Origin of the sequence: Blautia segnis (assembly GCF_014287535.1) — a bacterium.
GTDB lineage: Bacteria > Bacillota > Clostridia > Lachnospirales > Lachnospiraceae > Blautia_A > Blautia_A acetigignens.
The window spans coordinates 74,974-100,391 of sequence record NZ_JACOOT010000039.1 but is presented as its reverse complement, the minus strand read 5'-3'; the positions used below and the strand labels follow the sequence as shown (position 1 = coordinate 100,391).

At 46.6% G+C, this 25,418-nt stretch carries 21 protein-coding genes and 1 pseudogene; 17 read left to right on the top strand and 5 right to left on the bottom strand.

The window, feature by feature from the left end:
- Positions 1-253 precede the first annotated feature (253 nt).
- From acsB to spoIVA, 15 genes are all read left to right on the top strand, one after another.
- Positions 254-2,380 carry an acetyl-CoA decarbonylase/synthase complex subunit alpha/beta gene (gene acsB / locus H8S54_RS16805; RefSeq protein WP_117849709.1) on the top strand — a complete coding sequence of 709 codons (2,127 nt, stop codon included), beginning with the start codon at positions 254-256 and terminating at the stop codon, positions 2,378-2,380.
- Positions 2,381-2,429: 49 nt separating this feature from the next.
- Entirely contained in the window at positions 2,430-3,371 is a 942-nt protein-coding gene (gene acsD / locus H8S54_RS16800; RefSeq protein ID WP_021926203.1) for an acetyl-CoA decarbonylase/synthase complex subunit delta, read from the top strand.
- Positions 3,372-3,395: 24 nt separating this feature from the next.
- On the top strand, positions 3,396-4,742 hold the full coding sequence (gene acsC, locus H8S54_RS16795; protein ID WP_021926204.1) for an acetyl-CoA decarbonylase/synthase complex subunit gamma: 1,347 nt from the start codon (positions 3,396-3,398) through the stop codon (positions 4,740-4,742).
- 33 nt (positions 4,743-4,775) lie between these two features.
- The gene (gene acsE / locus H8S54_RS16790) at positions 4,776-5,561 is read left to right on the top strand and encodes a carbon monoxide dehydrogenase/acetyl-CoA synthase methytransferase subunit (RefSeq protein ID WP_021926205.1); all 786 of its coding nucleotides are present in this window, start codon (positions 4,776-4,778) and stop codon (positions 5,559-5,561) included.
- A 167-nt stretch (positions 5,562-5,728) separates the two neighbouring features.
- Positions 5,729-7,672: a corrinoid activation/regeneration protein AcsV gene (gene acsV, locus H8S54_RS16785; protein ID WP_117849711.1), complete on the top strand. Its 1,944-nt coding sequence runs from the start codon at positions 5,729-5,731 to the stop codon at positions 7,670-7,672.
- 6 nt (positions 7,673-7,678) lie between these two features.
- Positions 7,679-8,350, top strand: coding sequence for a DUF3786 domain-containing protein (locus H8S54_RS16780; RefSeq protein WP_117849714.1), 672 nt, complete (start codon positions 7,679-7,681; stop codon positions 8,348-8,350).
- Positions 8,351-8,521: 171 nt separating this feature from the next.
- A complete protein-coding gene (locus H8S54_RS16775; protein ID WP_186901878.1) occupies positions 8,522-10,207 on the top strand; it encodes a formate--tetrahydrofolate ligase in 1,686 nt (561 codons plus the stop codon).
- A gap of 17 nt (positions 10,208-10,224) precedes the next feature.
- A complete protein-coding gene (locus H8S54_RS16770; RefSeq protein WP_021926209.1) occupies positions 10,225-10,854 on the top strand; it encodes a cyclodeaminase/cyclohydrolase family protein in 630 nt (209 codons plus the stop codon).
- 29 nt (positions 10,855-10,883) lie between these two features.
- Positions 10,884-11,738, top strand: a complete 855-nt coding sequence (locus H8S54_RS16765; protein ID WP_021926210.1) for a bifunctional 5,10-methylenetetrahydrofolate dehydrogenase/5,10-methenyltetrahydrofolate cyclohydrolase — start codon at positions 10,884-10,886, stop codon at positions 11,736-11,738.
- Positions 11,739-12,050: 312 nt separating this feature from the next.
- The gene (locus tag H8S54_RS16760) at positions 12,051-12,479 is read left to right on the top strand and encodes an MOSC domain-containing protein (protein WP_186901877.1); all 429 of its coding nucleotides are present in this window, start codon (positions 12,051-12,053) and stop codon (positions 12,477-12,479) included.
- Positions 12,472-13,446, top strand: coding sequence for a GTP 3',8-cyclase MoaA (gene moaA, locus H8S54_RS16755; protein ID WP_186901876.1), 975 nt, complete (start codon positions 12,472-12,474; stop codon positions 13,444-13,446). Before H8S54_RS16760 ends, moaA begins: the two co-directional genes overlap by 8 nt.
- A gap of 282 nt (positions 13,447-13,728) precedes the next feature.
- Positions 13,729-14,208 carry a complex I 24 kDa subunit family protein gene (locus H8S54_RS16750; protein ID WP_186901875.1) on the top strand — a complete coding sequence of 160 codons (480 nt, stop codon included), beginning with the start codon at positions 13,729-13,731 and terminating at the stop codon, positions 14,206-14,208.
- Entirely contained in the window at positions 14,205-16,076 is a 1,872-nt protein-coding gene (locus H8S54_RS16745; protein WP_186901874.1) for an NADH-quinone oxidoreductase subunit NuoF, read from the top strand. Before H8S54_RS16750 ends, H8S54_RS16745 begins: the two co-directional genes overlap by 4 nt.
- Positions 16,077-16,090: 14 nt before the next feature.
- Positions 16,091-17,779 carry a [FeFe] hydrogenase, group A gene (locus H8S54_RS16740; protein WP_186901873.1) on the top strand — a complete coding sequence of 563 codons (1,689 nt, stop codon included), beginning with the start codon at positions 16,091-16,093 and terminating at the stop codon, positions 17,777-17,779.
- Positions 17,780-17,897: 118 nt separating this feature from the next.
- Positions 17,898-19,367 carry a stage IV sporulation protein A gene (spoIVA, locus tag H8S54_RS16735; RefSeq protein ID WP_117849732.1) on the top strand — a complete coding sequence of 490 codons (1,470 nt, stop codon included), beginning with the start codon at positions 17,898-17,900 and terminating at the stop codon, positions 19,365-19,367.
- Positions 19,368-19,511: 144 nt separating this feature from the next.
- On the opposite strand, the gene H8S54_RS16730 is transcribed toward spoIVA, so the two are convergent.
- A complete protein-coding gene (locus tag H8S54_RS16730) occupies positions 19,512-19,664 on the bottom strand; it encodes a hypothetical protein (protein ID WP_021924544.1) in 153 nt (50 codons plus the stop codon).
- A 198-nt stretch (positions 19,665-19,862) separates the two neighbouring features.
- Positions 19,863-20,540 (bottom strand): DUF6198 family protein, encoded by a 678-nt coding sequence (locus H8S54_RS16725; RefSeq protein WP_186901872.1) that lies wholly within the window; start codon positions 20,538-20,540, stop codon positions 19,863-19,865.
- Between the two features lie 244 nt (positions 20,541-20,784).
- Between H8S54_RS16725 and H8S54_RS16720 the strand changes: the two are divergent.
- A pseudogene (locus tag H8S54_RS16720) lies at positions 20,785-20,946 on the top strand (cupin domain-containing protein); the annotation flags it as partial.
- On the opposite strand, the gene H8S54_RS19595 reads toward H8S54_RS16720, so the two are convergent.
- Positions 20,918-21,112, bottom strand: a complete 195-nt coding sequence (locus H8S54_RS19595) for a hypothetical protein (RefSeq protein ID WP_186901871.1) — start codon at positions 21,110-21,112, stop codon at positions 20,918-20,920. The pseudogene H8S54_RS16720 and the gene H8S54_RS19595 sit on opposite strands and share 29 nt — an antisense overlap.
- A 204-nt stretch (positions 21,113-21,316) precedes the next feature.
- Between H8S54_RS19595 and eno the strand changes: the two genes are divergently transcribed.
- Entirely contained in the window at positions 21,317-22,615 is a 1,299-nt protein-coding gene (gene eno, locus H8S54_RS16710; protein ID WP_021924542.1) for a phosphopyruvate hydratase, read from the top strand.
- Positions 22,616-22,713: 98 nt separating this feature from the next.
- On the opposite strand, the gene H8S54_RS16705 is transcribed toward eno, so the two are convergent.
- Positions 22,714-24,090: an NCS2 family permease gene (locus H8S54_RS16705; protein WP_021924541.1), complete on the bottom strand. Its 1,377-nt coding sequence runs from the start codon at positions 24,088-24,090 to the stop codon at positions 22,714-22,716.
- A gap of 40 nt (positions 24,091-24,130) precedes the next feature.
- Positions 24,131-25,414: a chloride channel protein gene (locus H8S54_RS16700; RefSeq protein WP_021924540.1), complete on the bottom strand. Its 1,284-nt coding sequence runs from the start codon at positions 25,412-25,414 to the stop codon at positions 24,131-24,133.
- Between the last annotated feature and the right edge of the window lie 4 nt (positions 25,415-25,418).

Genomic DNA, 25,418 nt, shown 5'->3' with positions numbered 1-25,418 from the left:
ATTCAGTAAATCCTGCTGAGGGAAAATCATTTTCTGGGGTCTGCCGTCTGGCAGGCTCCGGGAAATTTGTTTCCAGGCAGGATACTGTTTGACAGCTTGATCGTTTCGCTGCGGAGGGCGAATACAATGGATTGTTTTATTGCGGAATGAAAGAATCCATGTCTGATAATTTATTTAGCAGCAAATCCACAAAAGGTGTTGAAGCCTGTGGTGGTTTGTGATAGAAGATTAACAGAAAAGGAGATGCAGAAAATTGTTAATTAACAGAATTTTCAGCGGAAATGATGCAGTATACGGTCTGACAGAAAAAGCCGTAAACGATGCTGTACAACAGCATGGTGCAGACAAAGCGGTGGGATTTCCCCATACTGCTTACTGCCTGCCATGCTATTATGCAGTAACTGGTGTTAAGATCAAGACACTTGGAGAACTGCAGGCAGCTCTTAGCGTCGTCAAATCTCTTATGACAAGAGAGCATGCACTGGAGGATGCTCTTATGTCAGGCGTAGCCACCGCTCTCTGCGCGGAATTTATTGAAGCATTGAAATATCTTGATGGGGCAGAGCCTTATCAGGAGCCATGCTATGGACATCTTCCGGACTCCATTATCCGTGAGCTTGGTGTACCGCTTGTAACAGGAGATATCCCCGGAGTAGCAGTTATTCTTGGCAGCGCACCTACTGCACAGGAAGGTGTTGACCTGATCAAGAGCTACCAGGCACAGGGTATTCTTGTAACACTGGTTGGCGGTATCATCGACCAGGCACAGGAGCTTGGCCTGAAGATGGGCTATAATTTAAGAATCGTTCCTTTGGGAAAAGACGTAACAAGTGTAATCCACGTTGTATCCGTTGCACTTCGTGCAGCACTGATCTTCGGTAACGTAACACCTGGTGATGCAGCAAGCCTTCTTACATACACCAAAGACAGGGTCCCGGCATTTGTAAATGCCTTCAAGCCTGTTGATGATGTAATTCTCGCAGCAGGTGCAGGTGCTATCAAGCTTGGCTTCCCGGTTATCTCCAATGAGGATGAGAACATTGCGGAAGTACCAGGCGCACTGATCGCATGCCCGAACGTTGCTGATTTTAACAAGGTTTCCCTGGAAGCCAGAGGAATCAAGATCAAGATTACAAAAGTGGATATTCCGGTTGCGTTTGCATCCGCTTTTGAGGGCGAGATCATTCGTCGTAAAGATATGCGTGTGGAATTTGACGGTTCCCGTGTGGACTGCGTAGAACTTGTGCAGACTAAGGAAATGAACGAGGTCGAAGATCACAAGATCACTGTCGTAGGTCCTGAGGTCGATAGCTTTGAGCCTGGAAGCAAGCACAGTCTTGCCTACGTGGTAGAAGTAGCAGGCAAGAAGATGCAGCCGGATTTTGAGCCGGTTATCGAGCGTAAATTCCACAATTATATAAACTGCATTGAAGGTGTATACCATACAGGACAAAGGGATATGTTCCGTATCCGTATCAGCAATGACGCATTTGCAGCAGGCTTCAGAGCCAGACATTTTGGCGAGGTTCTTTACACACAGGTAAAGAATGAGTTTGAGGCGGTTGTAGATAAGTGTCAGGTAACCGTTTACACGGACCCGGCTGAGTGTACCAGAATCCGTCACGAAGTAGCAATTCCTACTTTCGACAAACGTGATGCACGTCTGGAAACCCTTACCGATGAGTCTGTAGACGTTTATTACAGCTGTATCCTGTGTCAGGCATTTTCTCCGTCACATGTCTGCGTAGTAACACCGGAGAGACTTGGACTTTGCGGAGCCGTTTCATGGCTTGATGCAAAAGCCACAAATGAGCTGGATCCAAACGGCCCATGTCAGATCATCACCAAGGAGCGCCCGATTGATGTAAATCTGGGCTCTTACGAGGATGTTGATGAAGCAGTAAAGAAATATTCCCAGGGTGCTCTGGAGCATGTTACTCTGTACTCCATCATGCAGGATCCTATGACCTCCTGCGGATGCTTCGAGTGTATCTGCGGTATCGAGCCATTTTCCAATGGCGTGGTTATCGCAAACCGTGAGTATGCAGGCATGACACCTCTTGGAATGACGTTCTCCGAGATGGCTTCCATGACCGGAGGCGGTGTTCAGACACCAGGCTTTATGGGACATGGAAAACACTTTATTTCATCCAAGAAATTCATGAAGGCAGAGGGCGGAATTGAGCGTATCGTATGGATGCCGAAGGAATTAAAAGAGACCGTGGCGGAGCGTCTCAACAGAACTGCAAAAGAACTCTATGGCATTGACAACTTCACTGATATGGTCGGTGATGAGACAGTTGCCACAGATCCGGAAGTTCTTGTTGCATTTTTAACAGAACATAATCATCCTGCATTGTCAATGGATCCGATGATGTAGTATAATGGTTCTGTATACTTTTACAAAATTTTCAAGGAGGCTTTAAGAAATGCCATTTAATCAGAAACCACAGAAGTTCAACGCAAAGATCAACACTGTTACGGTTGGAACTGGTGATAAAGCGGTTACTATTGGAGGAAATTCCACATTTCCGTTCTATACATTTGATGCACCAACCGAGAACCGTCCGAAAATCGGTGTAGAAATCACTGATATGGGACTTGACGAATTTGCGCCGGGAATCAAAGCATATTATGAAGGATGCACCACTATGGCTGAGATCGCTAAGAAAGCAGCAGCTATGGAAGGTGGAGATTTTGTTGTACTCAATCTGGATGGCGGAGATCCAAACGGAGTAAACAAATCTACAGAAGAGCTTATTGCAGTAGTGAAAGAGGTTGCAGAAGCAATCGACTGTCCATTAGTAGTTGAAGGCTGCAAGAATGTGGAGAAGGATGCGGAACTTCTTCCAAAGGTTGCAGAAGCACTTCAGGGCAGAAACGTAATCGTTATGTCTGAGAAGGAAGAGAACTACAAGGCAATCGGTGCAGCAGCAGGTCTTGCTTACAACCAGATCGTAGGTGCTGAGTCTGCTGATGATATCAACCTTGCAAAACAGCTGAACGTAGTTACAACACAGTTAGGTGTTGATGCGAAGAAGATCGTTATGAACGTAGGTACCGCAACAGTAGGTTACGGTTATGAGTACGTTGTTTCCACTATGGACCGTATCAAAGGAGCAGCTTTATCCCAGAATGATAACATGCTGCAGATGCCAATTATTACACCGGTTTCTTCTGAGACATGGGGCGTAAAAGAATCAGTTGCTACTGAGGAAGATATGCCTGAATGGGGATCAGAGGATGAGCGTGGTATCAACATGGAAGTTATGACAGCAGCAGCAGACCTTGCAGCAGGTTCTGATGCAGTTATCTTAAGACATCCACAGTCTGTAAAGACCATCGCTAAGATGATTGACGCACTTGTGTAATAATTTTTAGGAGGAATAATTGATATGGCACTGAATGGTATTCAGATTTTTAAATTAACACCAAAGAAAAACTGTAAGGAATGTGGATGCCCGACATGTATGGCTTTCTCTATGAAGGTTGCACAGGGCGCTATGAAAATTGAGCAGTGTCCACATATGTCCGAGGACGCATTAGCTTCCCTTTCTGAGGCAACAGCTCCGCCAATGAAGACAATCAAGATCGGAACTGGCGCAGAGGAGCTTACCCTTGGCGGTGAGACAGTTCTTTTCAGACATGAGAAGACATTTGTAAACAAATCCAGATATGCAGTAGAGCTGTGCACATGCATGGACGATGCTGCTGTTGATGCGAAGCTGGCTGAGATCCCGAAGGTTGATTACGACCGTATCGGTGAGAGAATGTACGCAGAGCTTGTTTATGTGAACTGTGATGCTGAGGCAACAGCTGACAAATATACAGCTCTCGTTCAGAAAGCAGCAGCACTTGGACGTACTATGATCCTTGGATGCTCTGATCCTGAGATCGCAAAAGCAGCCCTTGAAGTATGCAAGGACAACAAGCCGGTATTAAACGGAGCAAATGCTTCCAACTACGAAGCTATGAACGCTGTTGCTACAGCAGCAGGTGTAGTTCTTGGTGTATCCGGCAAAGACTTAAACGAGTTATATGACACCACAGCAGCTCTTGAGAAGCTCGGAAACAAGAACCTGGTACTTGATGTAACAGGTGCTGATGTAAAAGAGACCTTCGGAAATGCTGTTCAGGTTCGTCGTGCAGCTCTCAAAGATCAGGACAGAACCTTTGGATATCCTTCTATTGTAAATCTTGCTAAGATTGCTGGCGGAGATTATCATCTTCAGGCAGCACTTGCAGCTGTATTCACTATGAAATATGGTTCCATTATCGTTATGGAGCGTATGACATATGCAGAGGCACTTCCGTTATACGGTCTGCGTCAGAACGTATTTACTGACCCGCAGAAGCCAATGCGTGTAGAGCCAGGCATCTACCCAATGAACGGTGCTGACGAGAATTCTCTTGTTGTTACAACCGTAGACTTTGCTCTTACATACTTCCTTGTATCTGGTGAGCTGGAGCGTTCCGGTGTTCCGCTTAACCTTGTTATCAATGATGCAGGCGGATTATCCGTACTGACCTCCTGGGCTGCTGGTAAGTTCTCTGGAAACAGCATTTCCGCATTCTTCAAAGAGAACGTAGAGCCTAAGGTTAAGAGCAGAAGACTTGTAATCCCTGGAAAGGTTGCCGTACTTAAGGGCGATCTGGAAGCAAAGCTTCCGGGCTGGGAGATCATTGTCGGACCAAGAGAAGCTGTACAGCTTGTTAAGTTCTTAAAGGACCTGGACGCATAAACAACTAAATCTATCAAAAAGGAGAACACTACAATGGCAAAATTTATTACTATTGGTGAGAGACTTTCCACAACAGCACCATCTGTAAACAAAGCTTTTACAGAGAGAGATCCTGAGCCGATCTTAAAAAGAGCAAAACAGCAGCTTGATGCTGGTGCTGTATATCTTGATGTAAACATCGGACCAGCTGAGAACGATGGAGAAGACCTGATGAAATGGGCTGTTAAGCTTCTTCAGGAGAACTTCGATAATGTTCCGCTTGCACTTGATACTTCCAATAAGAAAGCTATCGAGGCTGGTATTTCTGTATATAACAGAAGCAAAGGAAAACCGATCGTTAACTCCGCAGATGCTGGCGGAAGAATCGAGAACATCGACCTTGCAGCAGCAAACGATGCTATCGTTATCGCTCTTTGCTCCGCTGACGGTATTGCAGCAGACAATGATGAGCGTATGATGCACTGCCAGAACATGCTTGAAAGAGGTATGGGACTTGGCATGGATCCTTCTGATCTGTGGTTTGATCCGTTATTCCTGGTTGTTAAGGGAATGCAGGAGAAACAGATGGAAGTTCTGGAGGCTATCAAAATGTTCTCCGATATGGGACTGAATTCTACAGGCGGTCTGTCCAACAACAGTAACGGTATGCCGAAGAATATCCGTCCGATCATGGATTCCGCATTAGTTGCTATGGCTATGATGCAGGGTCTTACATCTGCAATTGTTAACCCTAACGACCTTCGTCTTATGGAAACAATCAAATCCTGCGATGTATTCAAGGGCAACACCCTGTATGCTGATTCCTATCTTGAGCTGTAATCACGGAGTAGCTGACTTTTATAAGCTGTCTGCGTAAGCGGATATTTCCGTGCTTGAATAGGGACGTAAGATACAAAGAGGGGCTGGGGCTTGGGCCTCAGTCCCTTTTTTAACAAATTAAATGTCTGTTTTGGCAGATATTACCATATGAGAAAGGTGAGTGCCGAATGTTTAAGGTAACATTTTCTTTTGAAGATGGCAGTGTGGTAGAACATTTTGCCAATGCGGGGGACAATTTACTTGAATTAGCGCGAGAGGCCAATGTGGCCATCGACGCACCATGCTCCGGAAATGCTTCTTGCGGAAAGTGCCGGGTGCAGTTGATAAAGGGAGAACTGGACAGCAAGAAAACCTTGCATATCAGTGATGAAGAATATCAGGCAGGATGGCGTCTTGCCTGTGTAAGCAAGATCTGTGCTGATGTGACTGTGCTTGTTCCTGATATTGCGTCTGCTTACAAGAGCAGAATGAAGGTTGCAGACCTGAGCTCCAAAGAGGAAATTGCCATTTTTGAAAACTCCAAGAATGATGTGGAGATGACCGGAATTGAGCTTCGGAACAGTCTTGACGTAATTGAACTGGAGATGGACGAGCCAAGTCTGGATGATACAATGCCGGACAATGAACGTCTTACAAGAGCTTTAAAGAAATACATGAATCTGAAGCAGGTAAGGATTCCTTATGCTGTTTTAAGAAAATTACCGGATGTGCTCCGGGAGAACCATTTCAAAGTGAAATGTGTAGTCCGGACTGCACCAAATGATCTTTTTGTATACGATATTTTCGGAAAAGATGAGGATGTAGTAGTCGGTGGTCTGGCAGTAGATATTGGTACTACCACCGTGTCCGCAGTTCTGATCAATATGGAGACAGGAGAAATTCTTGCCAAGGCTTCCTCCGGAAACGGACAGATCCGTTTCGGCGCAGATGTTATCAACCGTATCATCGAGCAGCAGAAGCCAGGAGGAAAGAAGAAGCTGCAGGATGCCGTAATTAAAGAGACCATCAACCCTCTTATTGCGCAGATGTGCAAAAGCGCCGGTATTTCAGCCAGCCATATTTACAGAATGTCTGTAGGCGCAAACACAACCATGAATCATCTGTTTGCAGGAATCAATGCGGATCCGGTCCGTATGGAGCCATACATTCCTGCATTCTTTAAGACCAACTCCCTTTTTGCTTCTGATGTGGGAGTTGCCATTAATAAAGACGCGCATATTATTATTGCGCCGAATATCGGAAGCTATGTAGGCGGTGACATTACTGCCGGAACCTTAGTAAGTATGATCTGGAACAGACCGGAGTTTTCCCTGTTTATTGACCTTGGTACCAACGGAGAGCTGGTATTCGGAAACTCTGACTTTATGATGAGCTGTGCATGTTCAGCAGGACCTGCCTTTGAGGGTGGTGACATCAGCTGCGGTATGCGTGCAACAGACGGTGCCATTGAGGCCTGTACCATTGACAAGGAAACTATGATTCCTACCTACAAGGTAGTAGGAAATCCTGGAACCAAGCCGATCGGACTTTGCGGTTCCGGAATCATTGACGTGATCAGTGAGCTTTTCATGTGTGGAATCATCAACCCTAAGGGTAAATTTGTCCGCGAGGGTGAGAGAATCCGCCACGACAAATATGGAATGGGAAGCTATGTGATCGCATTTGAAAGCGAAGCAGGCTCTGTGAAGGATGTTGAGATCACAGAGGTGGATATTGATAACTTTATCCGTGCCAAGGGTGCTATTTTTTCTGCAATCCGCACTATGCTCAACAGTCTGGACTTTGATGTAAGCATGATTGATGATGTTTATGTAGCAGGAGGTATCGGAAGCGGTATCAATATGAGAAATGCTGTAAATATCGGAATGTTCCCGGATATCCCTCTGGAGAAATTCCACTATATCGGCAATTCTTCCCTGACAGGCTCCTACCTGATGCTTCTTTCTACAGCAGCAGAGAAGAAGACCTATGAGCTTGCTGCAAACATGACATACATGGAGCTTTCCACAGTACCGACTTATATGGACGAGTTTGTGGGCGCATGCTTTATTCCGCACACAGACACCGGAATGTTCCCGGACGTAATGAAAGATTTACAGAACAGGAAGTAAACAAAAATGCCATTTACCATTGATGATTTAAACTATGATAAAGACAGCAAGGAGAGAATGCCCTGGGAGCATTATCTTGAGCTGTATGCAAAGGCTGATCCTAAGGAAATCGCAGCCAGACTTTCTATTCCATATGATGAAAGTGCGAAAGCCTTTACTTTGACATTTCTGGGCTCTGATTATACTATCACATACCCGGATTTTCAGGTAAAGCATGTGGAGGATGAGAAGAAATGCTATCCTCTTGAGGATATGATCTATGCGAAAATCCTGACGATCCGTTTTCTGTTAAACGGTTCTGCTTCCATGGGAACCGGTAAGTATAAAACCTACCGTGAAATGCCTTGGGGCGAAGTGTATTTACGCCAGTTTGACGGAAGATGCATTAAGCGTCTTGCATTTACTTATGGTAACAGACTGAAGGATTTCAGGCTGGTAATGGATCATATGAAATGCACTCCTGTGAAATTCGGAGATGCGGCATATGAGTTATCCATTTATCCCGGATATCAGATCCAGATGATCCTGTGGGAGGGAGATGAGGAATTTCCACCATCCTCCCAGATTCTGTTTTCAGATAATTTCCCCGTATCCTTTGCTGCGGAAGATATGGCGGTTATGGGAGATGTGATCATCGGCTCTTTAAAAGCTTTTTTAAAGGCTGCGCAGGCGAAATGATCCTGCATATAAATTAAGTCTGTTAAATGTAAAAGCGGTATATTCATGATTAAAGCGGATCCGGACAGGGACATGATCCTTAATGCCCTTTTGGAAGCCGTTTTGATAAATTCAAATTATGCGGAGGCGTCCTGCTCAGGTGGCAGTGACGTAAAAAGGAGGTAAGTTACAATGGGATACAAGAGTGACATTGAAATCGCACAGGAATGCGAAATGCTGCCGATTACCCAGATTGCAGAGAAGGCTGGTATTGATGACAAATACCTGGAGCAGTATGGAAAGTATAAGGCAAAAATCGACTACAATCTCTTAAAAGAGAGCGATAAAAAAGACGGAAAACTGATCCTTGTAACAGCAATCAACCCTACCCCGGCTGGTGAGGGAAAAACAACTACAACTGTAGGTCTTGCAGATGGAATGCAGAAGCTTGGAAAGAGCGTAATGGTTGCGCTTCGTGAGCCATCTCTTGGACCGGTATTTGGTGTAAAGGGCGGTGCAGCAGGCGGCGGCTATGCACAGGTTGTTCCGATGGAGGACATTAACCTTCACTTCACAGGTGACTTCCACGCAATCGGCGCTGCAAACAACCTTCTTGCAGCAATGATCGACAACCACATTTTCCAGGGCAATGCACTGAACATTGACCCACGTAAGGTTACATGGAGAAGATGTGTGGATATGAATGACCGTCAGCTTCGTAACGTAATCGATGGTCTTGGCGGAAGAACAAACGGTATGCCACGTGAGGATGGCTACGATATCACAGTAGCATCTGAGATCATGGCAGTTCTCTGTCTTGCAAGCGATATCACAGATTTGAAGAACAGACTTGCAAGAATGATCGTTGGCTATACATATGGCAAACCATCAGAGCAGAAGCCTGTAACAGCTGGTGACCTTCACGCAGAAGGCGCTATGACTGCACTTTTAAAGGACGCCCTCAAACCAAACCTGGTTCAGACTCTTGAGCATGTACCGGCAATCGTTCACGGCGGACCATTCGCAAACATCGCTCATGGCTGCAACTCTGTAACAGCTACAAAGATGGCTATGAAGCTTGCTGATTATGCAATTACAGAGGCTGGCTTTGGTGCTGACCTTGGTGCTGAGAAATTCCTTGACATCAAATGCCGTATGGCTGACCTTCATCCAAATGCAGTTGTTATCGTTGCTACTGTTCGTGCACTTAAATACAATGGCGGCGTTGCAAAAGCAGATCTGAATAATGAGAACCTTGAGGCTCTTCAGAAGGGTCTTCCGAACCTTCTGAAACATGTAAACAATATTAAGAATGTTTACAAGCTTCCATGTGTAGTTGCAATCAATGCATTCCCAACAGATACCAAGGCAGAGCTTGATCTTGTAGAAGCAAAATGTAAAGAGCTTGGTGTCAATGTTGCGCTCTCCGAAGTATGGGCAAAAGGCGGCGAAGGCGGTCTGAAGCTTGCTGAGGAAGTAATTCGTCTGTGCGAGGAGCCAAACGACTTTACTTATGCTTATGAGCTTGAAGGCTCTATCGAGGACAAGCTGAACCAGATCGTTCAGAAGGTTTACGGTGGAAAGAACGTAGTTCTTACAGCAAATGCTCAGAAACAGGCAAAACAGCTTGAGGCTCTTGGCTTTGGAAACTGCCCGATCTGTGTTGCAAAAACACAGTACAGCTTAACGGATGATCAGACTAAGCTTGGTGCTCCAACAGATTTCGAAGTAACCGTTCGCAACCTGAAAATTTCTGCCGGTGCAGGCTTCATTGTAGCTCTTACCGGTGAGATCATGACTATGCCAGGTCTTCCGAAGGTTCCGGCTGCTGAGAGAATCGATGTTGACGAGACTGGTAAGATCACAGGACTGTTCTAATAAGGAGATAAATGAAAATGGGATTTTCAACAAGTACATGTACAGAATTTGTAGAAGTTCTTGCTTCTAAAGCCCCGGTTCCGGGCGGCGGCGGCGCATCCGCACTGGTTGGTGCAGTAGGAACTGCTCTTGGCAACATGGTAGGAAGCCTTACTGTTGGCAAAAAGAAATATGCAGATGTTGAAGAAGAAATGTGGGAGCTGAAGGGTAAATGCGACCAGCTTCAGAAAGATTTCCTTCGTCTTATTGAGCGGGATGCAGAAGTTTTTGAGCCTCTTTCCAAGGCATACGGTATGCCAAAAGAGACAGAAGAAGAGAAAGCTGAGAAAGCAAGAGTTATGGCAATCGTATTAAAGGATGCCTGCTCCGTTCCGATGGAGATTATGGAGAAATGCTGTGAAGCACTTGACCTGATCAAGGAATTCGCTGCAAAGGGCTCCAAGCTTGCAATCAGCGATGCCGGTGTAGCGGCAACCTTCTGCAAGGCTGCATTAAAGGGTGCCAGCCTGAATGTTTACATTAACACCAAATCCATGGCAGACAGAGAATATGCAGAAGAGCTCAATGCTAAAGCAGATGCTATGCTTGAGAAATATTGTAAGCTTGCAGATGAGACATTTGACAGCGTTCTTGCAAGACTGAAATAATAGGATACCAGAAAGGGAGATCATTCAAAATGGCAAAACAGTTATTAGGTAAAGAAGTAACTGCTGCATTAAATGAGCGCATCAAAGGCAATGTGGCAGCACTTCAGGAAAAAGGCGTTAACCCGACACTTTGCATCATTCGTGTAGGCGAGAATCCAAGCGACATTTCCTATGAGAGAGGCGCAACAAAGCGCTGCGAGACTTTAGGAGTTGCCTGCGAGAAGATTCTTCTTCCGGAGGATGTAGCTCAGGAAGAGCTTCTTGCAGTAATCGACAAGGTAAACAAGGATGACCATATCCATGGCGTTCTTCTGTTCCGTCCGCTTCCGAAGCACTTAGACCAGGCAGTGATCGAGAATGCACTTGCTCCTGAAAAAGATGTTGACTGTATGACAGACCTTTCCATGTCCGGTGTTTTCACAGGTAAGAAGATCGGCTTCCCACCATGTACACCACAGGCATGTATGGAGATCCTGGATCATTACGGAATCGACTGCACAGGCAAGAAAGCCGTTGTAATCGGAAGAAGCCTTGTTGTTGGTAAGCCGGCAGCAATGATGCTTGTTAAGAAAAACGCAACTGTAACCATCTGCCATACAAGAACCGTTGATATGCCATCTGTAGCTCGTGAAGCTGACATCATCATCGTAGCAGCAGGCCGCGCAGGCGTTGTTGGCGCTGATTATGTTAAAGAGGGACAGGTTGTGATCGACGTAGGAATCAACGTAAATGCAGAAGGCAAGCTTTGCGGAGACGTTGACTACGCAGCAGTAGAGCCGATCGTTGATGCGATCACACCGGTTCCTGGCGGAGTTGGAAGTGTTACAACTTCTGTTCTGGTAGGACATGTTGTGGAGGCAGCAATGCGTAAGGTAAACGCATAATTTGCATAAAGAAAGCTCTCCGGGGAAACCCGGGGAGCTTTTTATAGTATAGTTCAGAAGCTGATTTCGTTACTGTTCACTGGTAACATTCCGCGAGGTGTTTTTTGTGAACAAAGTTCACAGAAAACCCGAGAATTGCAGCGCGAAATCATGCGAATGCATGATTTCTGTGCATCGCGAAGCGTGTTACTGCTCACGAAGTGAACAGTAACCTGATTTCCATTAGAATATGTTTAATATTTACAAAAAAATTGCTTTTCTCTTAAAAATATTGTATCATAGATAGTAACAGATATATGGAGGTCGTGTGATATGGGAAAAGTGATGGCTGTGAACATCAGCGAGAAAAGAGGAACGCAGAAGGTCAATGTGCACACTGTGAAGCTGATTGAGAATTATGGACTGGAGAATGACGCCCATGCAGGGAACTGGCACCGCCAGGTCAGCCTTCTTTCCTATGAGAAAATAGAAGAATTCAAGGAGAAGGGAGCCCCGGTGCAGGATGGCGCCTTTGGGGAAAATCTCATTGTGCAGGGGTTTGATTTCAGAACTTTGCCTGTTGGCACACGGCTGAAATGCAACGATGTGATCCTGGAAATCACCCAGATTGGCAAGCAGTGCCATAATGGCTGCGAGATTTTTAAGATCATGGGGGACTGCATCATGCCAAGAGAGGGCGTGTTTGCCAGGGTGATCCACGGCGGCGTGATCTCAGAGGGAGACGAGATGGATTATGCTTGATCAGTATGGAAGAATCATTGATTACATGCGGATTTCCCTTACAGACCGCTGTAATCTGCGGTGCATTTACTGCATGCCAGAGGAAGGAATCTGTCAGATTCCCCGCGCGGAGGTTCTAAGTGAAGATGAAATCTTAAGAGTCTGCAGCCTGGCCAGTGAGCTTGGGATTTCCAGGATCAAGCTGACAGGAGGGGAGCCTTTGGTGCGCACGATCTGTGTTCCCCTTGTGAAAGAGCTGAAAGCTCTTCCCGGAATCCAGCAGGTGACGTTGACTACCAACGGCATTTTGCTGAAAGAGCAGCTGCCGGGGCTGATGGAAGCGGGACTGGATGCAGTGAATATAAGCTTAGACACTTTGGATGCAGAGACTTTTCGAAAAATCACCAGAAGGGATGAGCTGAAAAAGGTGCTGGAAGGACTTGAGGCAGCACTTTCCTATCCGGAGCTTAAGGTGAAGGTAAACTGTGTTCCCACTTTTCAGAGCCAGCAGGATCTTTTGCAGGTGGCGGTCCTGGCAAAGGAGAATCCGCTCCATGTGCGGTTTATCGAGATGATGCCCATTGGTCTTGGAAAAGAGTTTACAGCGAGAGACGAGGAGACAGTAAAAGGGCTTCTGGAGCGTGCTTACGGTCCTATGTCGCCTACGAAGGAAACCCTTGGAAATGGACCCTGCCATTATTATACCCTTGAAAATTTCCAGGGCAGAATTGGATTTATCAGTGCTTTGTCCCACAAGTTCTGCAGTCAGTGCAACCGTGTGCGCCTTACTTCTACCGGATATCTGAAGGGCTGTCTTCAGTTTGAAAACGGAGCGGACTTAAAAGCATTGTTAAGAGGCGGCGTTTCCGATGCGCTTCTGAAGGAAACCATCCAGAAGACCATTTATGAGAAGCCAGCAGGCCATAATTTCCAGGAAAAAAAGAACGGGACAGAAGAGTCCCATATAATGGCGCAGATCGGCGGATGAGAACCTATAAAAAGCCGGATTTTGCAGATGTATTTTCCGTACATCCAGCAGAATCCGGCTTTTTGTGCGCTTTGGTATATTTTTCACTGAGTTAATTGTGCAAAAAACATTGTTAATTAAAAGACTTATTAGGAAAAGCTTGCCAAATTGAACAAAAAAATATATAATTTTCTTACAAAAATAGTGAAGTTTGTTAAAAAATACGCAATGCCGGAGACCTTATGGTGAAACATTCACAAAGGGGCCAGAGGTAGAACTGGCAGGTAAGGAGGATTAACAGTAATGTTAGATCAGTCATGGTACAAAAAGACAGATGAGATTATTGAGCATTATGAGAAGTGTGCTGCCTCATTAATTCCCATCATGCAGGACATTCAGGCAGAATACAGATATCTGCCGGCAGAGCTTCTGACCTATGTTGCCGGAAAGATCGGTGTCACAGAAGCCAAGGCATTTAGTGTTGCTACTTTCTATGAGAATTTTTCCTTTGAGCCTAAAGGGAAATATATTATTAAGGTGTGCGACGGAACTGCCTGCCATGTAAGGAAATCCATCCCTGTAAAAGAAGCATTTATGAAAGAATTGGGCCTTAGCAATAAGAAGCATACCACAGACGACATGATGTTCACTGTGGAGACCGTATCCTGTCTTGGAGCCTGCGGACTTGCTCCAACCTGTATGGTTAACGAAGAAGTGCATGCCAAGATGACACCGGAGAAGGTAGTAGAGCTGATTAACAGATTGAGAGGTGAGAATGGATGAGAATTAACAGTAAAGAAGAATTGCTGAATAAGAAAGCCCAGATCGAACAGAAGCTTAAGGACTTTACATGCCGTGTTCTCGTCTGTTCCGGTACCGGATGTATGGCTTCCGGTGCACAGAAGATCTATGATGAAATGGTAAGACTTTGTGAGGGAATCGACGGTGTGCGCATTGAGATGCAGAAGGATATTCCTCATGTAGGCGTTATTAAGACCGGATGTCAGGGACTTTGCGAGTTAGGACCTCTTATGCGCGTTGAGCCTTATGGATATCAGTATGTACATGTTCAGGAAGAAGACTGTCTGGAGATCGTAGAGCGTACTGTACGCCTCGGACAGCCTGTAGACCGTCTGTTTTACCGCCATGGGGATGAGGTCTGTCCCAAGCCAGAGGATATTCCGTTCCTTAACCGTCAGACCAGGATCGTTCTTGAGAACTGCGGTAAGATTGACGCGGAATCCATTGATGAATATATTGCAGCAGGAGGCTTTGCTGCTCTTGCAAAAGCAGTTACAGAGATGACTCCCCAGGAGGTTATTGATGAGGTTACCAGATCCGGCCTTCGCGGACGTGGCGGTGCCGGCTTCCCGGCTGGCAAGAAATGGTCACAGGTAGCCAGACAGGCTGAGAAGACCCGTTATGTTGTATGTAACGGTGACGAGGGTGACCCGGGAGCATTTATGGACGGCTCCGTTATGGAAGGCGACCCATATAAGATGATCGAGGGTATGATCATTGCCGCTTATGCAGTAGGTGCTGAGAACGGATACATATATGTGCGTGCAGAGTATCCTCTTTCTGTTGCAAGACTTCGCCTTGCCATTTCACAGGCTGAGAAATACGGTCTTCTTGGAGACAATATTCTTGGCAGCGGTGTAAACTTCCACCTTCACATCAATCGCGGCGCAGGAGCTTTTGTATGCGGTGAAGGCTCTGCCCTTACCTCATCCATTGAAGGAAACAGAGGTATGCCCCGTGTGAAGCCGCCTCGTACAGTTGAGAAGGGTCTGTGGGGCAAGCCGACCGTCCTGAATAACGTAGAGACCTATGCAAATGTTCCGAAGATCATTGTGCAGGGTGCCGACTGGTTCCGTACCATCGGAACAGAGGGAAGCCCGGGTACCAAGACATTCTCCCTTACAGGAGCGATTGAGAACACAGGCCTTATTGAAGTGCCTATGGGAACCACGCTCCGTGAGATCATCTATGATATCGGCGGCGGTCTTAAGAGTGGTGCTGCATTTAAGGGTGTACAGATCGGTGGTCCTTCCGGCGGATGTCTGATCGAGGATCAGCTGGATGCGCCTCTTGATTTTGATTCCGTGAAGAAGCTGGATGCCATTATGGGCTCCGGCGGACTGGTTGTTATGGACGAGAATACCTGTATGGTAGAGGTTGCCCGTTTCTTCATGAGCTTTACCCAGCGGGAGAGCTGCGGCAAGTGCGTTCCGTGCCGTGAGGGCACCAAGCGAATGCTGGAGATTCTGGAGAAAATCGTAGAGGGCAGAGGTGAAATGTCCGATCTTGATGAGCTGGAAGAGCTTGCAACCATGGTTCAGAGTATGGCTCTTTGCGGTCTTGGCAAGAGTGCACCCCTTCCGGTTCTCAGTACCATGAAGCGTTTCCGTGAGGAGTATGAGGAGCATATCCGTGACAAGAAGTGCCGTGCCAAGGTCTGCACTGCGCTCCGTCAGTTCCACATCAATCCGGAGTTCTGTATCGGCTGTGGAAAATGTGCCAAGAACTGTCCTGCCGGGGCAATTTCCGGCAAGATCAAATCACCTTATCATATTAATAATGATGTATGTATCAAATGCGGCAGCTGTAAGGACAACTGTAATTTTGATGCAATCTATGTGGAAATGTAAAGGGAGGACAGATTATGGGTACAATGACAATTGACGGCAGAAAAGTCGAATTTACAGATGAAAAAAATGTCCTGACCGTTATTCGTAAGGCAGGAATCAATATTCCCACACTTTGTTATCACTCAGAGGTTTCCACCTTTGGAGCCTGCCGTCTGTGTACGGTAGAGGATGACCGTGGAAGAACCTTTGCCTCCTGTTCTGAGGAACCAAGAGATGGCATGGTTATTTATACAAATTCAGGAAAAATTAAGAAATACAGGAAGCTGGTAGTGGAGCTGCTTCTTGCAGCACATTGCCGTGACTGTACTACCTGCGTTAAGAGCGGGGAGTGTGTGCTCCAGGAGCTGGCTCACAGACTTGGGGTACATAATATCCGTTTCCAGAACACAAGAGAGCATTATGAGATTGATGACAGTTCACCATCTCTGATCCGCGATCCAAATAAGTGTATCCTTTGCGGTGACTGTGTACGTGCCTGTGAGGAGCTACAGGGAATCGGTGCCCTGAACTTTGCATACCGTGGAACAGAAGCCATTGTGATTCCGGCCTTCAACAAAAAGATAGCAGAGACACAGTGTGTGAACTGCGGACAGTGCCGTGTATTCTGTCCTACAGGTGCTATTTCCATTAAGACACATATGGACGAAGTATGGGATGCCCTTGCAGATCCGGATGTACGGGTGGTTGCACAGATTGCTCCTGCAGTACGTGTTGCTGTGGGAGATCACTATGGACTGACCAAGGGCCGCAGTGTAATGGGCAAGATTGTCAATGCACTTCACAGAATGGGCTTTGATGAAATCTATGACACCAGCTTTAGCGCGGATCTGACTATTATGGAAGAATCCGCAGAGTTCCTGAAAAGGGTCGAGAATGGTGAGAATCTTCCTCTTCTTACTTCCTGCTGTCCGGCATGGGTGAAATTTATTACTGACCAGTACAAGGATTATATTCCGAACCTGTCTACCTGCAGATCCCCGCAGGGAATGATGTCAGCAGTAATTAAGGAGTACTTCCGTGACCCTGAAAATGCCAAAGGCAAGAGAACGGTTATGGTATCTGTTATGCCATGTACTGCCAAGAAAGCAGAGGCAATTCGTCCAAACAGCTTTACAGACGGAGAGCAGGACACGGATATTGTTATCACGACTACAGAGCTGATTCGAATGATCGACAATTTTGGTCTGGACTTCGGACAGCTGGAGCCGGAAGCATGCGATATGCCTTTTGGATTTGGTTCCGGCGGCGGTGTGATCTTTGGTGTTACAGGTGGTGTTACAGAGGCGGTTCTTCGTCGCTTAAGCCCAGATCATACCAAGGAGACCATGCGCGAAATCGCAGAGTGCGGCGTGCGCGGCGATGAGGGAATCAAAGAATTTACTATTCCTTACAAGGGAATGGATATTAACATTTGTGTAACTAGCGGACTTGCAAATGCCAGAACGGTTATGGAGCGTGTGAAAAACGGTGAAGCCAATTATCATCTGATCGAGGTAATGGCATGCCGCCGTGGCTGTATTATGGGAGGCGGCCAGCCTGTACGTGCAGGTGACAGGACCAAGGCTGCAAGAGCAAGAGGCCTATACAGCGCAGACAATACCATGCTGATCAAGAAGTCCGACGAGAACCCTATGGTTATGGAACTCTACCAGGGACTGCTCAAGGGCAAGGAGCATAAGCTGCTGCATAATGAGTTTTATTGATTAGAATAATAAAAAGCCCGACTGCATATTATTTAGAGGAAGAGTGTAGGATTATGCGAAGCGGCGGCAGCTATGCCGCCGCAGAACCTTTGAATATCAGGCAGGAGGGCTTTTTCGTATGGAGAATTTTCAGATTTACCGGGATATCCAGGCAAGGACCGGCGGTGATATATACATAGGCGTTGTAGGCCCTGTACGCACCGGGAAATCCACCTTTATCCGCAGGTTCATGGAGCTTGTGGCTTTGCCTGGGATGGATGAAAAAATGCAGAAGGAGGTCCGGGACCAGCTCCCTCTTTCCGGCTCCGGCAAAATGATCACAACTGTAGAACCTAAATTCATCCCAAGAGAGGCAGTGCCTGTAACCCTTGGGGAGGATCTGAAGGTACAGGTTCGCCTGATCGACTGCGTAGGCTTTCTGGTAAAAGACGCTGCAGGAAATATCGAAGACGGAAAAGAGCGTATGGTGAAAACTCCCTGGTTTACAAAAGCCATTCCATTTCATGAAGCCGCCAAAATGGGCACGGAAAAAGTGATCCAGGAGCATTCCACCATCGGCCTTGTGATCACCTCAGACGGAAGCTTCGGGGAAATCCCCCGGGAAAATTTTACCCAGGCAGAAGAGCAGACTGTGACAGAGCTGAAAAAACAGGGAAAGCCCTTCCTTATGGTAGTGAATTCCCAGTTCCCCCACAAAGAGGAAACCAGGCAGCTGGCGAACCAGCTTCAGCAGAAATATCTGGTCCCCGTAGTGCCCGTAAACTGCGAACAGCTAAGAAAAGAGGACGTAGCCCAGATCCTGGAAAAAATCCTGTATGAGTTTCCGGTTACCCAGATCCAGTTTTTCGTGCCAAAATGGGTGGAAATGCTGCCTGCTGACCACGAGTTGAAAGCCCAGATCCTTTCCCAGATCAAAGCCTGCATGAAGCGCATGCTCCACATCCGGGACATCACCAGGGAATCTGTAAAGCTGGAAGGCCCCTATGTCCAGGAAACCCTTCTGGATCACGTCAATCTGTCCGACGGCACCGTACAGATCCGCATCCAGGTAAATGACAAGTACTATTACAAAATGCTCAGTGACATGAGCGGAATCCCCATGGAAAGCGAGTATGAGCTGATCCACACCATGAAAGAGCTTGCCGCCATGAAGGAAAAATATGTAAAAGTCCGCGACGCTTTAGATGCAGTGACAGGCAGCGGCTACGGCGTTGTGGTTCCCGAGCTTTCCCAGATTCAGCTGGAAGAGCCTGCGGTGATCCGCCAGGGCAACAAATACGGCGTAAAGATTAAGTCCAAGAGCCCGTCCATCCACATGATCAAAGCCAACATTGAGACAGAAATTGCCCCCATTGTAGGCACCGAGCAGCAGGCTAAGGATCTGATCGCCTACATCGGGGAAAGCGCGTCAAGAGGAGAGAGCATCTGGGAGACCAATATTTTCGGAAAATCTATAGAACAGCTGGTGCAGGACGGTATCCGAAGCAAGCTGGCCTCCATCAGCGAGGAAAGCCAGGCAAAGCTCCAGGATACCATGCAGAAAATCGTCAACGACAGCAAAGGCGGGCTGGTGTGCATTATTATATAATGGCTTGTGGGAAAAGCATAGCCAGCCTAATTTATGGTGTTGGGCTAAGAAATCCAAATTTTCTTCGCAAAAAGGCAGCGTGCCCATTTGGACAGCTGCCTTTTTATGCGGATTGTTTACCTGAGATCAGGTCTGTTTGAAACCTTACTCCCGTCCATGCTCTTTTTTCCAGCGGGCAAGAAACTCAAGCTGTTCCTGATCGGAAAGTTGCTGGGAATACGGATCGTTTCCCGCAGCCAGACAGCAGAAAAGTATCAAAACCTGTAATGCAAAAAACAAAATGATAAGTAATATCATACAATCCCTCCTTTTTGCCCCCTGAGATAAATCGTGTGAAAAGCAGTCACATTGACCCGGTTGATTTTCCACAATAGTAGTATTTGCAAATAATATCAATTTATACATTTTATGTCAGGAAAAAGAAAGATTGTATTTTATTTTAAGCAGGCAATAAAGAAATTGCGGGAGTAATTTAGGGGCAGGCCGGAAGGAATGTTATTCTTGTCTTGCGGAAAGAAAAGAAGTAAATGCCATATGGCGGTCCATCCATTCTCCTGCGATGCCAACACCTTTTCCCATGGTGAAAGCGGCAACAACAGTACCAATTCCAAGTCCCTTAATATGTCCAAGGCCGATTCCGGTAAGAAGGGCAGTGACAGCCAGACAGATGACGTCAAAGCTGATCTTGATCTTCGGGTAGGTGATGGAAGTGATCTGGGACAGCTCTCTTGGGAAAAGATCCGTCGGTACAATAGGCATCTGGCAGCGGTTGGAAAGTGCGATTCCAATGCACAGCAATATGTAGCTTACCACAAAATAAACCACACGCCAGCCGATTGAGGCGGGCAAAATGTTGATCCACATTTCATGCACATCCAGCAGTTCGCCGAACACGAATCCAACCACGAAGCTGAACAGGTACTGGGGGACGAATTTTTTGCGCAGGATCATCAGCGCCAGTACCAGAAGTCCCTGGAAAATGTAGGTCCAGGTGCCAAGTGTGACTGCTGGAAATACGCAGGAAAACGCGTAGGGAACACTGGAGATTGCGGAGATTCCCGTTCCGGAAAAAAGCATCAGCACAACGCCGAAGCTGTTGATGGTAACTGCAAGTAAGAGTGCAAGCTCGCCCCGCAAAACAGGGAGAGATTTTGATGTAGTTTGGGTATTCAAGACAAAAGCCTCCTGTTAAGTTTTTTGGCAGAAAATAAAGGGAATATGTATGAATGGACATGTCCAATATTTCCTGCAAACGGTAATTATTATACTACGTATACATGAAAATACAATTGTGTTTTTATTGAAAACCCAATTTTATGGGAAAAATGGAAAGAAAAATAAAGATATTGTCAAAGCAACAGAATTTTGGGGGCAGCAGTGGTATAGTTACAGCATATTATGAAAAACTAATATATTAGGAGACGCATTTGTAACCTGCTTAGACGGCGTTGGCCAGATCACCATCGACGGCGTAGAGTACGAGCTTCACGAAGGGGATTCTATCGTGATGCCCGCCAAACATCCCCACGCCGTAATGGGAAAAGAAAGATTTAAAATGCTGCTGGTAGTAATTTCCTAATAGGACTGGAATCAGCCAAGGCGGCTTCGGCGGCAGCCATGGAGCGAATGCATGTTTCGGAAAAAATCGTGATCCCCATGTCTGTGATTTTCCGCTTTTTCCTAACAATCTCGGAGGAATACCACGGGATTTCAGATGCCATGGCAATGCGCCAGATTTCTTTCACCGGGAAAAAGCCCTCCCTCGCCAATGAAAAATATTATCATTTAAATCTCTTGCCAACTCACTCCGATTAGTGTATACTAACCAAAGAGTTAGGAATAGCTAACCTAACGGTGTAAATCATTTGGACTCCTTTTTATTATGACAGAAAGACCGCTGGCATAATAAAAAAGGAGTTCCTTTGAAAAACGAAAGGAGTATACATACCATGGATTACTTAGAAATTGAGAAAGTCATTGGAAGAGAGATTATGGATTCCAGAGGAAACCCTACTGTAGAGGCTGAAGTTTACCTGGTAGACGGAACCATCGGCAGAGGAGCAGCACCAAGCGGTGCATCTACAGGAGAGTTCGAGGCTCTGGAGCTTAGAGATAATGATAAGAGCAGATACCTTGGAAAAGGCGTTACAAAAGCTGTTGAGAACATCAACACCTCCATTAACGATGTGATCGCAGGAATGGACGCATCTGACATTTATGCAATTGACAAAGCAATGATCAAGGCAGACGGAACAAAGGACAAATCCAACTTTGGCGCAAATGCCATCCTTGCTGTTTCCATCGCTTGCTGCCGTGCAGCTGCAGCCTCCCTTGACATTCCGCTTTACCGCTTCCTTGGCGGCATTTCCGGAAACCGTATGCCAGTGCCGATGATGAACATTGTAAACGGCGGCTGCCACGCACTTTCCTCCGGACTTGACGTTCAGGAGTTCATGATCATGCCGGTTGGTGCACCAAGCTTCAAAGAGTGCTTAAGATGGTGCGCAGAAGTGTTCCATGCACTTGCAGCAATCCTGAAATCCAGAGGACTTGCTACCTCCGTTGGTGATGAGGGCGGATTTGCTCCGGCATTAAAATCTGACGAAGAGGCCATTGAGACCATTCTCGAGGCTGTTAAGAATGCAGGCTATGAGCCAGGAAAAGACTTTATGATCGCTATGGACGCTGCTTCTTCTGAGTGGAAGACAGGCAAGCTTGGCGAGTACAAGCTTCCAAAGGCTGGTACTGTTTATACATCTGATGAGCTGATCGACCACTGGAAAAAGCTGGTTGACAAATACCCGATCATTTCCATCGAGGATGCCCTGGATGAGGAAGACTGGGAAGGCTGGAAGAAGCTTACCAAAGAACTTGGCGACAAGATTCAGCTGGTTGGCGATGACCTGTTTGTAACCAATACGGAGAGACTTTCCAAGGGTATTTCTCTTGGATGCGGAAACTCTATCCTGATCAAGCTGAATCAGATCGGTTCTGTTTCTGAGACACTTGAGGCAATTAAGATGGCTCACAAGGCTGGATACACTGCAATTTCTTCCCATCGTTCCGGTGAGACTGAGGATACTACAATCGCAGACCTTGCAGTTGCCCTTAACACCTGCCAGATCAAGACTGGTGCTCCATCCAGAACAGAGCGTGTTGCCAAATACAACCAGCTTCTCCGCATTGAGGAAGAGCTTGGGGATGCAGCTGTTTACCCGGGAATGGGCGCATTCAATGTAAAAAGATAAAGAAAAGCTACGTATTCGATATACCTCTATATAGTGCAAACAAAAAACACCTCCTGCCAGGAAGCATATTTCCTGTCAGGAGGTATTTTAGCTTAATGCTATAAGAATACGTATTTCAGAATAAAGATAACAGCCAGTGCGTACATAAGACCGCTGATCTTTTTATCTTTTGCTTTTCCGGTACATACATTGATGATTACATAGGAGATAACGCCAAGTGCGATACCTTCGGAAATGCTGTACAGGAACGGCATTGCGATGATTGTGATAAATGCCGGAAGAGCTTCTGTAAGGTCATCAAAATCGATCTTTGTAACAGAAGTAAGCATCAAAAATCCAACCACGATCAGAGCCGGAGCAGTTGCAAATGATGGGATTGCAAGGAAGATCGGGGAAAGGAACAGGGAAAGGGCGAACAAAAGAGCGGATACTAAAGAGGTAAGACCTGTACGTCCGCCTTCTGCAACACCGGAAGCACTCTCAACAAATGTGGTAACAGTAGAAGTACCGCACATAGCACCAACTGTGGTACCAACTGCGTCAGAAAGAAGCGCACCTTTGATTTTCGGAAGCTTGCCATCCTTGTCCAGCATATCGGCTTTGGAAGCAACACCGATCAGGGTTCCCAGTGTATCAAACATATCTACGAATAAGAACGCAAACATAATGACAACGAAATCCAGTGAGAACACCCCTGCGAAATCCATCTTCATAAAAGTAGGTGCCATGCTTGGTACGGAAATTCCGTTGGAGAAATCCGGGAGAAGGCTGAAGAAGCCAGCATCTGGATTTGGCACATAAAGTCCTACAAGCTGGCAGAGGATTCCAAGGATCCATGTAATCAGGATACCCCAAAGGATACCGCCCTTTACATTCTTAACAAGAAGAATGGCTGTGATAAGAACACCAAGAAGAGCCAGAAGAACAGTGATTCCCATGTAATTGAAGGAACCGTCTGCAAGAGAGCCCTTAAAGGAAAACATGCTTACCAGTGTGGAATCATTGTTTACAACGATTTTTGCGTTCTGCAGACCGATGAAGGCAATGAAAAGACCAATTCCTACGGAAACAGCATGCTTCAATGTCATAGGAATGGAGTTGAAGATCGCTTCACGCACGTTGGTAAGGGAAAGCAGAATGAAGATAATACCTTCTGCAAATACGGCAACCAGAGCCTGTTCCCAGGAATATCCCATGCCAAGGACTACGGTGTATGCAAAATAAGCATTCAGACCCATTCCAGGAGCAAGGACAAACGGATAATTGGATAACAGCGCCATCAGGCAGGTTGCGATAAAGGAAGACAGGGCAGTTGCGGTAAATACTGCGCCTCTATCCATTCCGGCTGCGGAAAGGATGTTCGGGTTGACTGCAAGAATGTAGGCCATGGTCATGAATGTGGTGATTCCAGCCATTACCTCAGTCTTCACGTCAGTTCGGTGTTCCTTCAGGTGAAAAAGTTTTTCTAGGTTCATAAATGTACCCCCTTCTTTTTACGGCACTTTGTGCCGGATTTTACATTTTAGTGTGCTTGTTAATATATTTCGCCTTATACTTAGAATATACAATAGTCTGATCTTTATACAGTCCGTAATATCCGGAAGCAGCATAGCTGATGGACACTGCGATCAGATAGAAAGAAACGCCCTTAAATCCAAACATTTCAAATGCGATCAGAATCGAAGTAATAGGGCAGTTGGTCACGCCGCAGAATACAGCCGCCATTCCGCAGGCTGCACAAAGAGACGGGGAGAGTCCCACAATCTGTCCCGCCATACATCCAAAGGTCGCTCCTACGCAAAAGGACGGCACGATTTCGCCTCCGCGGAAGCCTGCCCGCATAGTAAGTGCAGTAAGGATCATTTTCCAGAAGAAAGCCATGTAATCCGTCTCTCCGGTCTCAACAGCCTTCTCGATCAGCTCCGCGCCTGCGCCCATGTAATCCGTTGTTCCAAGAAGCAGTGTGATCACAATGACCAGAGCGGCACCAGCCACAACCCGGATGTATTTGTTTGGGAAAAATTTCCCATATAGTCTGGCTGTCTCATTTAAAATAATGCAGAATACAATGCTGATCACCGCGCATCCCAGTGCTGCCACGCCCATTTTCAGCCCGGTTTCCAGATTGAACGCCGGAATGTTCACCACATGGAAGGATTCCGGTGTAACACCCATGCCCGCTGCAAAACGGGAGGCAATCAAAGACGCGATCATACAGGGCATCAGCGCCGTATAGTACATTACTCCCACGCTGACCACTTCCATGGAGAAAACCGCTGCAGCCATAGGCGTGCCAAAAAGTGCGGAGAATGCGGCGCTCATACCGCACATCACGATCACATGACGGTCCTCCTCGTCCAGATGGATCCACCGTCCCAGAAGATTGGCAATGCTTCCTCCAAGCTGGATGGCTGCGCCTTCACGTCCTGCGGAACCTCCTGTCAGATGGGTCAGTGCAGTGGAAACAAAGATCAGCGGTCCGGAAAGCCAGGGCACATCGTCCTGGGAACGCACCGTGGAAAGCACCTGGTTGGTGCCCCCGTCGTCCTTGCCAAGCTTGTCATAAAGAAATACAATGCAAAGGCCGGAGAGCGGCAGCAGATAAAAAATCCACTGATTGGCCTTGCGGTAACTGGTAACTGCCTTTAACACAAAGGAAAACAGTGTGCTGAATGCCCCTGCCACATAGCCTACGATGGCAGCAAGAATCAGCCATTTCAGCAGGTTTCCCATGTCACGGCGAATAGCGCTGGAGTAATAATGAAGCTTGTCCTCCGGTGTCTGTGTATTCTTTTCCATAAGT

Bases quoted from the DNA above. Each gene is read 5' to 3' on its own strand.
- acsD (WP_021926203.1), top strand. From the start codon at position 2,430: ATGCCATTTAATCAGAAACCACAGAAGTTCAACGCAAAGATCAACACT.
- acsC (WP_021926204.1), top strand. From the start codon at position 3,396: ATGGCACTGAATGGTATTCAGATTTTTAAATTAACACCAAAGAAAAAC.
- acsE (WP_021926205.1), top strand. From the start codon at position 4,776: ATGGCAAAATTTATTACTATTGGTGAGAGACTTTCCACAACAGCACCA.
- acsV (WP_117849711.1), top strand. From the start codon at position 5,729: ATGTTTAAGGTAACATTTTCTTTTGAAGATGGCAGTGTGGTAGAACAT.
- H8S54_RS16780 (WP_117849714.1), top strand. From the start codon at position 7,679: ATGCCATTTACCATTGATGATTTAAACTATGATAAAGACAGCAAGGAG.
- H8S54_RS16775 (WP_186901878.1), top strand. From the start codon at position 8,522: ATGGGATACAAGAGTGACATTGAAATCGCACAGGAATGCGAAATGCTG.
- H8S54_RS16770 (WP_021926209.1), top strand. From the start codon at position 10,225: ATGGGATTTTCAACAAGTACATGTACAGAATTTGTAGAAGTTCTTGCT.
- H8S54_RS16765 (WP_021926210.1), top strand. From the start codon at position 10,884: ATGGCAAAACAGTTATTAGGTAAAGAAGTAACTGCTGCATTAAATGAG.
- H8S54_RS16760 (WP_186901877.1), top strand. From the start codon at position 12,051: ATGGGAAAAGTGATGGCTGTGAACATCAGCGAGAAAAGAGGAACGCAG.
- moaA (WP_186901876.1), top strand. From the start codon at position 12,472: ATGCTTGATCAGTATGGAAGAATCATTGATTACATGCGGATTTCCCTT.
- H8S54_RS16750 (WP_186901875.1), top strand. From the start codon at position 13,729: ATGTTAGATCAGTCATGGTACAAAAAGACAGATGAGATTATTGAGCAT.
- H8S54_RS16745 (WP_186901874.1), top strand. From the start codon at position 14,205: ATGAGAATTAACAGTAAAGAAGAATTGCTGAATAAGAAAGCCCAGATC.
- H8S54_RS16740 (WP_186901873.1), top strand. From the start codon at position 16,091: ATGGGTACAATGACAATTGACGGCAGAAAAGTCGAATTTACAGATGAA.
- spoIVA (WP_117849732.1), top strand. From the start codon at position 17,898: ATGGAGAATTTTCAGATTTACCGGGATATCCAGGCAAGGACCGGCGGT.
- H8S54_RS16730 (WP_021924544.1), bottom strand. From the start codon at position 19,664: ATGATATTACTTATCATTTTGTTTTTTGCATTACAGGTTTTGATACTT.
- eno (WP_021924542.1), top strand. From the start codon at position 21,317: ATGGATTACTTAGAAATTGAGAAAGTCATTGGAAGAGAGATTATGGAT.
- H8S54_RS16705 (WP_021924541.1), bottom strand. From the start codon at position 24,090: ATGAACCTAGAAAAACTTTTTCACCTGAAGGAACACCGAACTGACGTG.
- H8S54_RS16700 (WP_021924540.1), bottom strand. From the start codon at position 25,414: ATGGAAAAGAATACACAGACACCGGAGGACAAGCTTCATTATTACTCC.